Annotated in this window: 18 protein-coding genes, 1 rRNA gene and 1 other annotated feature; of the genes, 1 reads left to right on the top strand and 18 read right to left on the bottom strand. The window is 38.3% G+C overall.

Annotated elements, in window-relative coordinates; all coding sequences use genetic code 11:
• The first annotated feature begins 79 nt into the window (after positions 1 to 79).
• Entirely contained in the window at positions 80 to 358 is a 279-nt protein-coding gene (locus MY533_RS00255) for a transition state genes transcriptional regulator AbrB (protein WP_004229214.1), read from the top strand.
• Positions 359 to 983: 625 nt separating this feature from the next.
• Here the strand turns inward: MY533_RS00255 and rsmI are convergent.
• The 18 genes from rsmI to dnaX form a co-directional block, all read right to left on the bottom strand.
• Complete coding sequence (rsmI, locus tag MY533_RS00250; RefSeq protein WP_248717598.1) at positions 984 to 1,856, bottom strand: 16S rRNA (cytidine(1402)-2'-O)-methyltransferase; 873 nt, start codon at positions 1,854 to 1,856, stop codon at positions 984 to 986.
• The gene (locus MY533_RS00245) at positions 1,853 to 2,116 is read right to left on the bottom strand and encodes a GIY-YIG nuclease family protein (RefSeq protein WP_132364287.1); all 264 of its coding nucleotides are present in this window, start codon (positions 2,114 to 2,116) and stop codon (positions 1,853 to 1,855) included. Before MY533_RS00245 ends, rsmI begins: the two co-directional genes overlap by 4 nt.
• Positions 2,100 to 2,849, bottom strand: coding sequence for a tRNA1(Val) (adenine(37)-N6)-methyltransferase (locus MY533_RS00240; RefSeq protein WP_132364285.1), 750 nt, complete (start codon positions 2,847 to 2,849; stop codon positions 2,100 to 2,102). The genes MY533_RS00245 and MY533_RS00240 overlap by 17 nt, the downstream gene beginning before the upstream one ends.
• Before the next feature lie 63 nt (positions 2,850 to 2,912).
• Positions 2,913 to 3,269 carry a DNA replication initiation control protein YabA gene (gene yabA, locus MY533_RS00235; RefSeq protein ID WP_256469491.1) on the bottom strand — a complete coding sequence of 119 codons (357 nt, stop codon included), beginning with the start codon at positions 3,267 to 3,269 and terminating at the stop codon, positions 2,913 to 2,915.
• Between the two features lie 27 nt (positions 3,270 to 3,296).
• Positions 3,297 to 4,112, bottom strand: coding sequence for a PSP1 domain-containing protein (locus tag MY533_RS00230; protein WP_132364280.1), 816 nt, complete (start codon positions 4,110 to 4,112; stop codon positions 3,297 to 3,299).
• Positions 4,105 to 5,109, bottom strand: coding sequence for a DNA polymerase III subunit delta' (gene holB, locus MY533_RS00225; protein WP_248717597.1), 1,005 nt, complete (start codon positions 5,107 to 5,109; stop codon positions 4,105 to 4,107). Before holB ends, MY533_RS00230 begins: the two co-directional genes overlap by 8 nt.
• 174 nt (positions 5,110 to 5,283) lie before the next feature.
• Complete coding sequence (locus MY533_RS00220) at positions 5,284 to 5,724, bottom strand: YaaR family protein (protein WP_132364275.1); 441 nt, start codon at positions 5,722 to 5,724, stop codon at positions 5,284 to 5,286.
• Positions 5,725 to 5,789: 65 nt separating this feature from the next.
• Positions 5,790 to 6,119 carry a cyclic di-AMP receptor DarA gene (locus MY533_RS00215; protein ID WP_049667342.1) on the bottom strand — a complete coding sequence of 110 codons (330 nt, stop codon included), beginning with the start codon at positions 6,117 to 6,119 and terminating at the stop codon, positions 5,790 to 5,792.
• A gap of 280 nt (positions 6,120 to 6,399) precedes the next feature.
• Positions 6,400 to 7,029 (bottom strand): dTMP kinase, encoded by a 630-nt coding sequence (gene tmk, locus MY533_RS00210; protein WP_132364273.1) that lies wholly within the window; start codon positions 7,027 to 7,029, stop codon positions 6,400 to 6,402.
• A gap of 17 nt (positions 7,030 to 7,046) precedes the next feature.
• A complete protein-coding gene (locus MY533_RS00205; protein WP_248717596.1) occupies positions 7,047 to 8,471 on the bottom strand; it encodes an aminotransferase class I/II-fold pyridoxal phosphate-dependent enzyme in 1,425 nt (474 codons plus the stop codon).
• A gap of 90 nt (positions 8,472 to 8,561) precedes the next feature.
• Positions 8,562 to 9,098: an HXXEE domain-containing protein gene (locus MY533_RS00200; RefSeq protein WP_248717595.1), complete on the bottom strand. Its 537-nt coding sequence runs from the start codon at positions 9,096 to 9,098 to the stop codon at positions 8,562 to 8,564.
• Between the two features lie 278 nt (positions 9,099 to 9,376).
• Positions 9,377 to 9,814 (bottom strand): SRPBCC domain-containing protein, encoded by a 438-nt coding sequence (locus tag MY533_RS00195; protein WP_248717594.1) that lies wholly within the window; start codon positions 9,812 to 9,814, stop codon positions 9,377 to 9,379.
• A gap of 108 nt (positions 9,815 to 9,922) precedes the next feature.
• A 5S ribosomal RNA gene (gene rrf / locus MY533_RS00190) occupies positions 9,923 to 10,038 on the bottom strand.
• 77 nt (positions 10,039 to 10,115) lie between these two features.
• Positions 10,116 to 10,611 (bottom strand) — a sequence feature (23S ribosomal RNA rRNA prediction is too short).
• A 368-nt stretch (positions 10,612 to 10,979) separates the two neighbouring features.
• Positions 10,980 to 11,252: a pro-sigmaK processing inhibitor BofA family protein gene (locus tag MY533_RS00185; protein ID WP_248717593.1), complete on the bottom strand. Its 273-nt coding sequence runs from the start codon at positions 11,250 to 11,252 to the stop codon at positions 10,980 to 10,982.
• 121 nt (positions 11,253 to 11,373) lie between these two features.
• Positions 11,374 to 11,589 carry a YaaL family protein gene (locus MY533_RS00180; protein WP_132364636.1) on the bottom strand — a complete coding sequence of 72 codons (216 nt, stop codon included), beginning with the start codon at positions 11,587 to 11,589 and terminating at the stop codon, positions 11,374 to 11,376.
• 13 nt (positions 11,590 to 11,602) lie between these two features.
• Positions 11,603 to 12,199 carry a recombination mediator RecR gene (recR, locus tag MY533_RS00175; RefSeq protein ID WP_132364638.1) on the bottom strand — a complete coding sequence of 199 codons (597 nt, stop codon included), beginning with the start codon at positions 12,197 to 12,199 and terminating at the stop codon, positions 11,603 to 11,605.
• An 11-nt stretch (positions 12,200 to 12,210) separates the two neighbouring features.
• Positions 12,211 to 12,525, bottom strand: coding sequence for a YbaB/EbfC family nucleoid-associated protein (locus MY533_RS00170; RefSeq protein WP_132364640.1), 315 nt, complete (start codon positions 12,523 to 12,525; stop codon positions 12,211 to 12,213).
• Positions 12,526 to 12,546: 21 nt separating this feature from the next.
• On the bottom strand, positions 12,547 to 14,337 hold the full coding sequence (dnaX, locus tag MY533_RS00165) for a DNA polymerase III subunit gamma/tau (RefSeq protein ID WP_132364642.1): 1,791 nt from the start codon (positions 14,335 to 14,337) through the stop codon (positions 12,547 to 12,549).
• Positions 14,338 to 14,468 lie beyond the last annotated feature (131 nt).

Genomic DNA, 14,468 nt, shown 5'->3' with positions numbered 1-14,468 from the left:
AACTATCAGACAAGGAAATTATGTCGAAATTTGACGAAATACCAATATAACTTTTTAAACATTAGGAGGAAAATTAATTATGAAATCAACAGGAATCGTTCGTAAAGTCGATGAATTAGGACGTGTAGTAATTCCAATCGAACTTCGCCGTACACTAGGTATTGCAGAAAAAGATGCTTTAGAAATCTATGTGGATGATGACAAAATCATCTTAAAAAAATATATGCCAAACATGACATGTGCTGTAACTGGTGAAGTTTCTGATGATAACTTCCGTCTAGTTGGAGGCAAATTAATTTTAAGCCCTGAAGGCGCAGAAATGTTAGTGAAAGAAATTCAATCTAACTTAAAAAAATAATTTGATATACTCACCTAAATCAAACACTGTGATTTAGGTGTTTTTTTATCAATTTCGCCTTGCTTAAGTGGGTCGGTAGGCGTTATCTTCATTTAATAGAAGGTAACTATAATATGCCCAATTTTGGAGCCCCTTATAATGTCCATGTCAGACCTTTTATGAATAAGGATACTATTTTTTACAATTATTATCAATTTATATGATTTATAGACTCCTTTTAATAATGTGGGGTCGATTTCCGTTCTGGCTAGGCGCTTTGTTGTTGTTGTTGCTGACGCTTCGTTACACTTCGCTTTCGCACAGTAATTATTTGTTGCTGACGCTTTTGTGACTGACGCATCACTCGCGCAAAGCAAAGCTTCCTGTAGGCGTCCGATAGCCACTTCACTCGTGTTGCTCGCTCCAGGATCTCGGTCCAATACGATGTTGATCGGTCACGAAGGCGTTATCACAGCGCGCGTGATGGTTTTAGCCTTCGCTCCTCTATCGCTAACCCTCACGGAGCACCCCAGCCTCACATGGCATGTATTTTAACAACTATCATCCCGAAGACTATTGGTGAAGAGTCTCCATTTAAATAGATATACAAAAAAGAGGTCGCCTTAAGGCAACCTCTTTCTTTCCATTAACTATGGTATTCATTATAGACTTCTCGCTTAGCTACTTGACGTAATTTTGCTACTTCCTTTATCGCTTCTTTTGATGTAATGCCTGTATCATTCATAATATAATCGACATGTTCAACGACAGACATTGTCATCCAATAGGCTTCTTCGTTTATTTCTTCCTCGGCATTCTCGTTTCCTTCGAGGACAATACAAAATTCCCCTCGAATTTCCTCTGTTTGTGACCATTCCACGGCTTCAGCCAACGTACCACGTAAAAACTCTTCAAATTTTTTAGTTAACTCCCGAGCTAATACGATTCGACGATTACCAAGAATGGATTCCATATCTTTTAAAGTGTCCTTTAAACGATGAGGAGCCTCATAAAACAAAATAGTTTCCTGACGTTTTTTTAGTTGCTCTAATTGCTGTCGACGATCCTTTTTTCCTCGATGTAAAAATCCATAAAAGAAAAATGGCTGCGGTGTTAACCCAGAGGCGATTAATGCTGATATTGCAGCATTAGGTCCTGGCACCGGCACAACTGGAAAGTCCTGATCGATTGCTTTTTCGACTATATCTGCACCAGGATCGGAAATACAAGGTAGACCAGCATCACTAACTAATGCGACTGTTTTTCCTTCACGTAAGAAAGCTAATAGCTTTTCTCCCCCTACCTCTAAATTATGCTCATGATAGCTGATCAGTGGTGTTTCTATATCAAAGTAGTTGCATAGCTTCTTTGTATTACGTGTATCCTCGGCAGCAATAATATCTGCTTCCTTTAAAATACGTAACGCACGTACACTCATATCCTCTAAGTTACCAATAGGCGTTGCCACTAAATATAAACAACCTGTATGTTCGTGCATTGTACTTTTCTGAGATTTCATGCGTCATCCCTCCCTATATATTTCATTTTTTGCTTTCGTGTTAGCTGTTTAAAAGCGTATTCTGCACGCATCGCTTCTTGTTTTGTATCGAATTCCTCTACATAAATACATTCCACTGGACCTCGTGCTCTCGTATATTTTGCTCCCTTACCAGCATTATGCATATCAACACGCCTGTCTACATTATTCGTGTAGCCGGCGTAAAAGGATTGATCGGCACACTCTAACACATAAAAATAATGGCTATTGCTCTTTTCCATAAAGGATTTCTCTCACTTCTGCTGTATATTCATTATTCGCATTATAAACATACAAGGGCGGTAATATTTTCAGATCGGGCTTACCGTCTTTAATTCCTTCTATTAATAGTGTATTGGCTTCCTTACCTTCTTTCGGGTAAATAAGTTGCATACGTTTAGGCTCTAAACGATTTGCACGCATTGCCGTAACAATATCTAGTAACCGACCTGGACGATGAACAAAAGCTGCCTTTCCGCCCTGCTTTAATAATTTGCTTGCTGATTGTATTGCTTCCTCTAACGTTAAATATAGTTCATGACGTGCAATAGCGTAATGCTCACTTAAATTTTTATCACTAGCTTCATGTGCTAAAAAATATGGTGGATTACAGGTTACAACATCATATTTTTCAATACCAAGCTCTTTAGGAATTTCCTTCACATCACCAAGGACCATATGAATTTGTTCTTCTAACTTATTGTAACGGATACTTCGCTCAGCCATATCAAATAAACGTGGTTGAATTTCTACTCCTGTAATATGTCCCTTCGTTCTGGCACTTAGAAAAAGCGGGATAACACCATTGCCTGAGCACAAATCAACAATTTTCCCTTTATGATATGGGACATTGACAAATTTAGAAAGTAGCACTGCATCCAATGAAAACGAAAAGACGGAGGGACTTTGAATAATACGCAAATTCTCAGCTAATAAATAGTCTAATCGTTCATCACCCTTCAACCAATTTTCCATTTTTCTTCCTCCTACTATACAAAACAAAAGACTGACACCACTATAGTGGGAATCAGCCTTCTATTACACATTTTGTTTATTTAAAAATGATAGACAAAACAGACAGTCTTCACCTTTACGGGAACTTCCGAAATGAACATGACAAACATGGAAGCCTTCATGGTATAAACGTGCTAGATTATCATAACCTTCGCCAATATCTAACGGATTCTCTTTCTTCTCATCAGAAGCCTGTACAATGTTTTCATTAGAAAGTAACACTTCTAGACGTGTACGAAGGTGATGATTTTCTGTTTCGAGTGCCTTATGCTCCTCCATCATTAACGCTACAAATTGTTTCAATGCACCAAATTGCTCCTGCATTGCTTCGAGCTGTTGTTCGAACTCCATAACGGTATCTAAGAAATTACGGTCCTTCACCCAAGCCACCTCGTCCAATTCTCTATCTTAAATAAGATTTTTTTCGCATGCTAGCAGTTCTTCTAATGTATACTCGACTGTGCGCTCCTGCTCTTGTAAATATACTTGAATGAGTCTTTCTAATACATTTAAACCGACAACTTTACCGCGGCCATCTGGTGTCATCGTCATATCACCAACGTCTGGCATGCCCTCTTTTGCTTCCTCATACTCATCATTTTCATATTTCAAGCAGCACATTAAACGACCGCACAGACCTGAAATTTTGGATGGATTTAAAGATAAGTTTTGATCTTTAGCCATTTTAATAGAAACCGGCTCAAAATCTCCTAAAAACGTTGAGCAGCAAAGCATTCGGCCACAAGGGCCAATTCCACCTAACAACTTCGCCTCATCACGAACACCAATTTGACGAAGTTCGATACGTGTTCTAAAAACTGAAGCCAAATCTTTTACAAGATCTCTGAAATCAACGCGTCCTTCAGCCGTAAAATAAAAGATGATTTTATTACGATCAAATGTATATTCAACATCAACGAGCTTCATTTCTAAATTATGCTCAATGATTTTTGCGCTTGCTAGTTCAAATGCGTGCTTTGATTCGGCTGCATTTTCCTCTACTTGGATACGATCACGTTCATCCGCCGGTCGTAGAACTTGTTTAAGTGGTAATACAACATCATTATCCCCAACAACCTTTTGGGGGACAACTACTTTACCATACTCTACACCGCGAGCTGTTTCTACAATGACATATTGGCTGTCCTCAAGTAGATATGATGCTGGATCAAAGTAATATATTTTACCCGCTTTTTTAAAACGGACTCCCACTACATTATACAAATGTATATCCCTCCTGCAGATTTAGCATTAACTGCTCCATCATTAACGTCCTATTCATGTTACGTTGTAAAGATGAACGTGCCTGTAAAATAGACTCCATTTGACTAGATAGACGTTCATAAGTCGAATGTAGCGCAGCTTCTTTAAATGTTTGTAACATGTCTGGGTAAGTACAAGTTGCTTCGGGATTAGCTTTTATTGACACTATATCACGGTAAGCAAATAGTAGTAAATCTAATGCCTGCCCCATCTCGCTTTTTTCTTTAAACAGTGGTAGCCATTCTTCATGTACAACAAGCATTGCCTCATGTACATTTTGGCGAATTGCCTCTACTAATTTTAACACTGTTTTTCGAGCATGTGCAAACTGCTCATCATTTGCTAAAATCATAGCTGTTTCGAGTTCGTTCGTCATCACGCTCACTGTAGATGCCATCGAATAAGAAATATTGTTATCTTGCAAATGCTTTAATAATATGTGGCGAGGCATTTTTTGGAATTTAATGTGCTGGCAGCGAGAACGAATGGTTGGTAAAATTGACTGCATTTGCTCCGTTAACAAAATTGCCGTTACTTCACCCTCTGGTTCCTCTAAAAATTTAAGTATCATGTTTGCAGATGCAATATTGAGACGATCTGCATGATGAAGTACATAAATTTTACGTCCCTCTTCCACACCCATCATCTTCATTTCTGCAATTAATTCACGTATTTGATCAATTTTAATAAATTGACCTTCTGGATAAATTTGATGGATATTTGGATGATTACCCGAATCAACACGTCTGCAATTTCGACATGTTTCACATGGAACATTTTGCTTTGGTTGCTCACATAGCATTAATTTGACAAAAAACTGCATAATATCTACTTTGCCTGTCCCTTTTTCGCCATCAAAAATGTATGCATGCGCTAATCTATTTTTGTCAAAAATCGTTTGAAGCTGCTTCATTACAACTGGTTGTAGTGTGAATAGCTCTTCAACATTCTTGGCCATATATTTAAATTCCTTCCTACATTACACTCATAGCATAATTGTTTCCTATTGCTCAATTTTAGTACAGAAATATCTTAGAGCAGATAGATTGGTTTTATGTCATTCAACAAATAAGTTTGGCTGCTGAATAGATTTGAAAAAAGCCCGCGCCTACAAGAGAACGAGACACGGGTTTTACATATACAAATTAATTAATAAGCCTTTAATCTCACCGATTTTATCAAGAAGGTCAATTGCTTCCTTTTCTTCATCTAAAATATCTTGTGCAAGCTCTACAAGACGCGTATCAATAGTTTCGATTATTTTCAAGCGTCTTCCTTCACCAAAACGATTCCAAGTATGTGATTGCTTTAAATCCATACCATGCTCTACCGTTTCTTGTAGAAATCGTTTAACAAGCATTTTAAAACGAGCAAGTTCTCGTAAATTACGTGATCTTGCAACACGATCACCTGCTGTAGAAATATCCCCTAGCAATCGTGTAAGCTGTTCAGTCTGTAATTTGGTTCCTTGCTTGACGACCATATCTCCAAATCGGTTATTTTGATTATTGTTATGCAGCGGCTCTTTACGATTAGTATTTAACCCGACACGTATATCTTGATTGATCTTCAAGCTGTTCGCCCCTTCACTTGCTATCAAATATATAATGTGTTGTATTTCTTTTAACGTGGCATTATTTAAAAATGATGAAACTGTTCAATTGGTAATACAAAAACTGTCGCTCCTCCTACCTCTACCTCGACAGGATACGGTATATAGGAATCTGTATTCCCGCCTAATGGCGAAACAGGAGCAACCATTTGTTCTCGCGCTCGACAATTATCACGAATAATATCTAAAACTTTGGGTATGAGAGAGTCTTCTGTCCCAATAAGAAACGTCGTATTTCCAGAGCGTAAAAATCCTCCTGTGCTTGCTAACTTAGTTGCACGAAACTGATTTTTCGTTAAAGCATTCGATAAGCGGCTGCTATCCTGATCTTGCACTACAGCTACGACTAACTTCATTCGCACTCACCCCTTTGATAAAATTTAACTAAATAAATTTTATTACCTTTTCAATTATACCGAGGCATAATTGTGTTCGGATTCGTACTTGCACAAAGTACGCCTTTCCGATTCCATGATATACGCCAGAGTTCCTCTATTTCAGTAGGTGTTTGGATATCTCCTGCATAGGAACAATATCCGCATTCAGCTATTGTCGCTTCGCTTCGCGCAGAAAACATTTACTGAATGATTATAGATGTTACCATTATATCACATTGTGGTAGACAACTTCATGCATTTACTGTATTGCTTCATATATTAATGACCATACATCTTCGACAACACGCTCAATACTTTGATCCGCATTGACGACACGTATACGCTCAGGATAACGCTCTACTAACTGTAAATATCCTTCCCGAACCTTCTTATGAAAAGCTAAACTTTCAACATCTAAGCGATTTACTTCTCGCTCTCCATGAGCATGAATGCGTGCCAAGCCAACCTCTGGTGCAAGGTCAAATAATATTGTCAAATCAGGTAACATCTTACCGATTGCGAACTCATTAATAGATAATACTTCATCAACGCCAATACCACGCGCATATCCTTGATATGCTAATGAAGAATCGATAAATCGATCGCAAATAACCGTTTTACTAGCCTCCAACGCAGGTCGTACTTTTTCAAAAAAGTGCTGACTTCTCGCTGCTGCGTATAATAATGCTTCTGTACGCTCATCCATGGCTGTATGTTCAGGGTTTAAAATAATGCTCCTAATTTTCTCAGCAATTTCAATACCACCAGGTTCTCTCGTTGCTAATACATCAATATTTTCCTCTGCAAGTCGCTCGGCTATTTTTTGAATAACTGTTGTTTTTCCGGCACCCTCTGGACCTTCAAATGTAATAAATAAATTGCAATTCATGCTGTTATTGCCTCCAACTACTTAATGATCTCAATCATCTTTTCTTCTAAACGGTGATTTCCTTGGAACGTTGCACCACAAGCTAGTAATTCCTCTAGCTGACTTAGCTTTGCTACTGTTATTTTTTCTCCCGGAACAAGCAATGGAATGCCAGGTGGATAAGGAATAATCATATTAGCAGAGATACGTCCTATTGTTCGCATATACGGTAACCATTCTTTTTCAGCCTTTTCAATTTCATCAAATGTGTAGGCTGGTTCCGTAATAGCTACAAAATTATAGGCTGTTTGTGAAGCCGTTATTATTTCTGCCTTTGGTGTACTTACTAACAATGTTATAGCATCCTTAATACGAACACGTATTTCTGCAAATGGATAGTTATGTCCCTGTTTCAATAAGGGTAGCACAAGCAACACTTGATTGGCATCTGCTAGTTCTACATATACATGCTTTGCTTCTAATGCCTCTTGTAATTGAAAACCGCTATAGCCATTAACACGTAACAATAATTTTATAGGGTCGTCTACCTCAATAACTTCCAAAGAGCCAATAGCTTGTAATGCCTCTACCCATTGATCTCTTTTTTCTATTATATATGCACCGTCACTCTCCATATATGTCTGTATATAATAGCGTGCATCATCTAATGAAGCCAATAAAAGATAGGATGGGCTGCTAGATTGTAACATACGTAAATAGTGATTTATTTTGTCGACATCGATTAAATCAGAATTAACATGCATAAAGGATGCCATAGTCATAGCAGGCAATGTTTTATGTGCAGACTGTACTACTATATCTGCACCAAATGTCAATGCTGATGGTTGAAATAAAGTACATGCACTAAAATGGGCTCCATGTGCTTCATCCACTAAAACAGGAATACCCTTCTCATGACAATACGCAATTTGCTGCTGCATTTCTTTAGATGCCATACCATAATAAGTAGGATACGTTAAAACGACAGCACGGGCCTCTGGATAACTATCAACTGCATCCTTTATATCTTTATAAGAAACATGTGTTGCAGTTAATGTACGTTCATCCCAAAGCGGGGAAACAAATACCGGTTTTGCTCCAACAAGCTCTAATGCGTGAAATATAGACTTATGTGCATTACGTTGGACAATAATCTTATCCCCTTTTTTACATGTGGCATAAATCATTGCTAAGTTTCCAATTGTAGATCCCCCTACTAAAAAGAAACTTTTCATCGCGCCATATGTATCTGCTAACAAGTTTTCTGCCTCTAATATCATTTCCTCTGGGTGATGTAAGTCATCAAGTCCCGATAACTCTGTTACGTCATATCGCATTACATCTTTAAACGGCTGAGGAAGATGGGAGAGTTCTCCATGCTTATGACCTGGGACATGAAAGGAAATATTTTGTTGTTGTCGAAAGCGCTCTAACCCTTCTACAATCGGCCTTTTCTTTTGCAAAACAAAACACTCATTTCCGTTATATTCTCAGTTAATTATAACACTTACGGTACAAAAACATTTGCTGATTGGCTATTAATAAAGTGAAATTCATATAACCTTTTTCCCGATCCAATGTGCTAGTAAGGCAATAGGTATCAATAAAAGACAAAATGGTAAACATACGAAAATAATATTCCATGTTATGACTTTATTTACTAATAACGAATGATACAAAACTAAACTGTATGGAATAACGATTATCAAAGATGTGCGTGCACCTGGTGTAATGGAACGAAGAAAAATAGACTGTGCAAGGTGAGTGAATGCATGTAGAAAGTAGGTTAGCGTAACAACTGTAAAAAAGTAGATTTCTCCATATGGTCCATGATTCACATACTGATTTGCTACAAAAGTGGAACTACTTACAAACATGAATATTACGATGACTGCTACCGCAAACTGCGCAGTCGACATCGAAAACTGTTTCATAACTCGATCAGCCATTTTTTCCGGCAATCTTTCGTACAAAATAGGAGCATTCTTATTTAGCCACTTTTCAACCATAATAATCTCTTCAAAATCATGAAGAATAAACATAATAGGAAATAACCAAATAAGTGTTTGAATACCTAGCCATTGTTCCATGATGATTCCTCCCCCCAAAGCCCTCATCATAAAGTGATTTCCGTTTCCGATTGGGCGCTTTCTCGGGGCGCTCTGTGACATTAATGTTATCAGAGAAGTCGCCCAATCTTCTCTCCAATCAGCTTATATCAACTGCACACGTTTTAACAATGTCATCCGCAACTTTTGGTGATGAACCATAAAAGGATCATTGCACCTAATAGCAACTTTCTTTTATATTACATGATATTCTACGTTTAACAGTAAAACTTTTTAAAGTGTACTTAACTCTAATTTCTCTACAACATACGAGCTTTTACCGCCATCTCTTGTACAAGCTGTTCAACTAATTGTGGTACAAACTTCTCTAAAACTGGATTCATCATCCCTGCTAAGAAACCACTTGCCTTCATTGTTAAATTGCCTATTAGCTGACATGTACCATTTTGATCTTGTGTAATTTCAAAATAACCATCACCGTTTATCGGATCTGATAAGCCTACCAAATCAAACATTACTTGATTAGGGTTCGATTCCTTGTCCTTAAGATTAACCTTTACAGCTTTTTGGATAATGCCAAAATCCCCTTTAAACACCCAAATCATATTTTGTTCATTTGGAAATTCATGATGTAAATAACCGGGTATTAGTACAGCCCATTGCTCTTTATTTTGAATAAACGCTTGTAGCTTTGCTTGCTCAATTTGAATATTTTCACGGTATAAACCTGTTGCCATTTCAACACACCCCTTTATTTGTTTAATTTAATTTTAACATTTTTTAGGGGTTTATTACTGCGTTTTTAAAACAATAAAAAACCACTGATTTCTCAGTGGCTACTTTGTGCCTAGCGACGTCCTACTCTCACAGGGGGAAGCCCCCAACTACCATCGGCGCTAAAGAGCTTAACTTCCGTGTTCGGTATGGGAACGGGTGTGACCTCTTTGCCATCATCACTAGACTTATTTAATTGAAAGATTGTTCTTTCAAAACTGGATAAACGGTGCATTGAATGCTTCAAACGTTTTGGTTAAGTCCTCGATCGATTAGTATTCGTCAGCTCCATGTGTCACCACACTTCCACCTCGAACCTATCTACCTCATCGTCTTTGAGGGATCTTACTTACTTGCGTAATGGGAAATCTCATCTTGAGGGGGGCTTCATGCTTAGATGCTTTCAGCACTTATCCCGTCCACACATAGCTACCCAGCGATGCCTTTGGCAAGACAACTGGTACACCAGCGGTGTGTCCATCCCGGTCCTCTCGTACTAAGGACAGCTCCTCTCAAATTTCCTACGCCCACGACGGATAGGGACCGAACTGTCTCACGACGTTCTGAACCCAGCTCGCGTACCGCTTTAATGGGCGAACAGCCCAACCCTTGGGACCGACTACAGCCCCAGGATGCGATGAGCCGACATCGAGGTGCCAAACCTCCCCGTCGATGTGGACTCTTGGGGGAGATAAGCCTGTTAATAAGGTAGGTTGCCCACGTGTTACTCACCCGTCCGCCGCTAACGTCAAAGGAGCAAGCTCCTTCTCTGTTCGCTCGACTTGCATGTATTAGGCACGCCGCCAGCGTTCGTCCTGAGCCAGGATCAAACTCTCCATAAAAAGAAATTTGATTAGCTCAAATTGTTTTGCTGGCATCATGTTTGATGTCCAAAATTTTGTTTCGTTCACTAACTCAAGGTTAGTTACTAAAAACTTTATTGATTACGTTTTGCTTGTTCAGTTTTCAAGGTTCATATCGTCGCTGTTTAACAGCAACTTTTATATAATATCATGTCGTTTACTCGTTGTCAACAATTAGTTTTTTAATTTAAAACTCATTTGTTTTTCAACGGTTATCTTAACGACTCTTATTACTATACCACAATATTTTTGTTTTGCAAGCATCTTATAAAAAATATACTAAAGCAGTTATCCCTAACACACCTGGAATTCCTAATATTGCAATTGTGAATACTGAAAATAGATTAATCGGCACATTATAGCCTGCATACCCTATTCCTAAGTGAATAATAAATAACAGTAGAAAAGCGAAAGCAAATCTAAACCAAAACACAGACATTCCTTCTAAAACTTTACCCATCTTGGCATGTCTTATTATTATATAAAGAAAAAGAAGCACTACAGGTACACAAAAGCTCATAATTACTAACCACGACATATGGTTTCCCCCTCAAAAATATAATTATGAAAGTTTATGTTTCCTGTTTTGCTTCTATGAGTATTATTTATACCTATGCATTAACTTATTTTTAGCGATGCTGAAATAAGTTTAAAAACTATTATTTAATTAATACTCTACGAATTCTAGCTTCCTTGAATAAATAAAAATGTATACTCTCCGCTGCTTTTCGTTGAGCAATTACTTCTAAATCATAGTCATCTAGTAGTTCTTCAATTATCTTCGCCTGCTGCAAATCCTCTTTTGTTCCTTTTATAAGATTCACAAGCTTGTCATCGAATTCTTTTTTTAATTTTCCCTTACTGCGGAAGAACATATTAATCCCTCACTCACAATTCTCGGCGACCTTCCATTGCCTTCGATAACGTTACTTCATCTGCATATTCTAAATCTCCACCTACTGGTAGTCCGTGAGCGATCCGTGTTGTTCGAATACCAGATGGCTTCACTAGACGAGAAATATACATAGCTGTTGCCTCTCCCTCAATCGTTGAATTCGTAGCTAAAATAAGTTCTTGAACATTCTCATCTTGCAAACGAACTAGTAGGGACGCGACATTTATATCCTCTGGACCAATACCATCCATAGGTGAAATAGCTCCCTGCAATACATGATACATACCATTGAAATCGCGCATTTTTTCCATCGCAATTACATCTTTTGTATCTTGGACAACACAAATAATAGAATGATTTCTTTGTTTGTCTGTACAAATATGACATGGATCTACATCAGTTATGTTGCCACATACGGAACAGTAGCTTAAATTTCGCTTCGCATCAATTAATGCCTTTGAAAAGGATAAAACGTCATCCTCTTTCATTGTTAACACAAAAAACGCCAGACGAGCCGCGGTTTTCGGCCCGATACCTGGCAACTTCATAAAACTATCAATCAGTTTCGATATTGGTTCTGGGTAGTACATTTATTTACCTCCTAGAACGGAAGATTCATGCCTTGAGTGAATTTACCCATTGTTGCATTCGTTTTTTCATCTACTTTTTTCAGTGCTTCATTTGTAGCAACAACGATTAAATCTTGTAGCATTTCGATATCGTCTGGATCTACTACTGATGGATCAAGATTTACTTCTACAATTTCACGTTGACCAGTTACAGTTACTTTCACCATACCGCCACCAGCTGCACCTTCAAATTGCTCTGCATTTAAAGCCTCTTGAGCCTCCATCATTTCCTTTTGCATTTTTTGCATTTTTTTCATCATACCTTGCATATTTCCCATTCCACGCATAAACATATTCCTCCTAAATGATTAATCTTCAACAATCTCAATAAAATCTTTACCAAACAGCTTTTCCGCTTCGGTTACAAGTGGATCTTGTGACGCAAGTGGTTGAGCATCATCGATAAACGGCCCTTCCGACATATCTACCGGAGGTGGTTCTAATAATTCCATTTCATGATCAGTTTCATCCTGAGAAGATTTTTTCTGCTGCTGTAAGCCATGATCACGAATAAACTCTTCACGTAATTTTAACCAAGCCTCTTCTGGCGTACAAAGCATTTCGTACATAGTACCAGTTTGCCCTGCAATTAATTGTGTGAATTGAGCTTTTAGGGATTGATTATCAGCAACCATTTGACAATGAATATCATACTTGAATTTTAACACAAAAGCACTTGAAGATGCCGCAACAGGTTCAGCCTCTGCCAAAAGAGCTGATTGAGATTTTTGCATTTGACTTAATGCCTGTGCCCAAACCGATTTAATACGTTGCACATCTTGCTTTGTAGCATCCTTTAGTATCTCTTGAATACGACCTGTTGGTGCTTTATAGCCATTCGGACTTTTTGCTCGCGGGCGCTGTTCTTTTGGTGTTTGCGCCGTTTGCATAGGAGCACCAGCTTGTAATTGAGCTGATAGTTGTTGCACCATCTGCTCAAGTGCCACAATTTTTTGGGCGAGCTCAGGGCTCATAGCTACCTCACCTGAAGTGGTAGTCTGACCAACTGCACCACCCGAAAACTGCACCATTTTAAGTAATGCTGTTTCCAAATAAATCTTAGTATGGTGGGAGAATCGCATTTCTTGCTGTGTTTTGGCTAAAATATCAATGTAGCCATATAGCAAATCCGGTGCAAAATCATGCGCTAATGTAAACACTCGCTCCTCTGGTGATACTAGTTCTAATAATTCGGCCAAATCTTCACTTGTTTGCAGTAATAATAAATCTCGGAAAAATGTAATTAAGTCCTCAGAAAGGCGAAGAGGATCTTTCCCATCCGCAATAAGTTGTTCTAATAACGCAAGCATTTGCGCGACATCTTTTACTTTAAGAGCTTCTGCTAACTCATAGAAAACTTCCTGACTAATAGAACCTGTCACAAGCAATGTATCCTCAAGTTTCAACTTTTCTCCACTAAAGGATACAACCTGATCTAATAGGCTTAAAGCATCACGCATACCACCCGCTGCTGATTGTGCGATTACCTTTAAACCTTGTTCCTCAAACGGTAACTCAATATCTTCTAATACAACTTTCATGCGCTCAATAATATCACTGGTCGAAAGACGCTTGAAATCAAAGCGCTGACATCGCGAAATAATCGTTGCGGGCAATTTATGAGGCTCTGTCGTTGCTAAAATAAATACAGCATGTGAAGGTGGTTCTTCTAACGTCTTTAAAAGGGCATTGAAAGCACTTGTAGAAAGCATATGCACTTCATCAATGATATACACTTTAAATCTGCTACTCGCAGGAGCAAATCGAACTTTCTCAATGATGTCTCGTATTTCTTCAACGCGTGAATTAGACGCCGCGTCAAATTCAATAACATCTGGGTGAGAACCGTCTGTAATGCTTAAACAAGTAGCACATTCATTACAAGGCTCTTTTGATGGTGCATGCTCACAATTTAAAGCTTTTGCAAAAATTTTAGCTGTACTTGTTTTCCCGGTACCACGTGGGCCAGAAAATAAATAAGCATGTGTTGTTTTATTCGCTAGGAGAGCATTTTGTAGCGTTCTTTTGACATGTGCTTGACCAGACATTTCTCGGAATGATTGCGGTCGATACACACGATAAAATGCTTGATACGTCAATGGATTCCTCTCCTCTTCTTTATTATATAGAATAGTTCTATTATAGCATTTACCTCATTATTTATAAAATAGTGTCATCGTTTTTCTAAAGCTTCGGGACAATTCTTTCACTTTCTGTAGGTCCGCCGCAC

Source organism: Lysinibacillus sp. Ag94 (assembly GCF_023242215.1).
Lineage (GTDB): Bacteria > Bacillota > Bacilli > Bacillales_A > Planococcaceae > Lysinibacillus.
The sequence above is the reverse complement of the archived record's forward strand: the minus strand, read 5'-3'. Positions and strand labels throughout refer to the sequence as shown.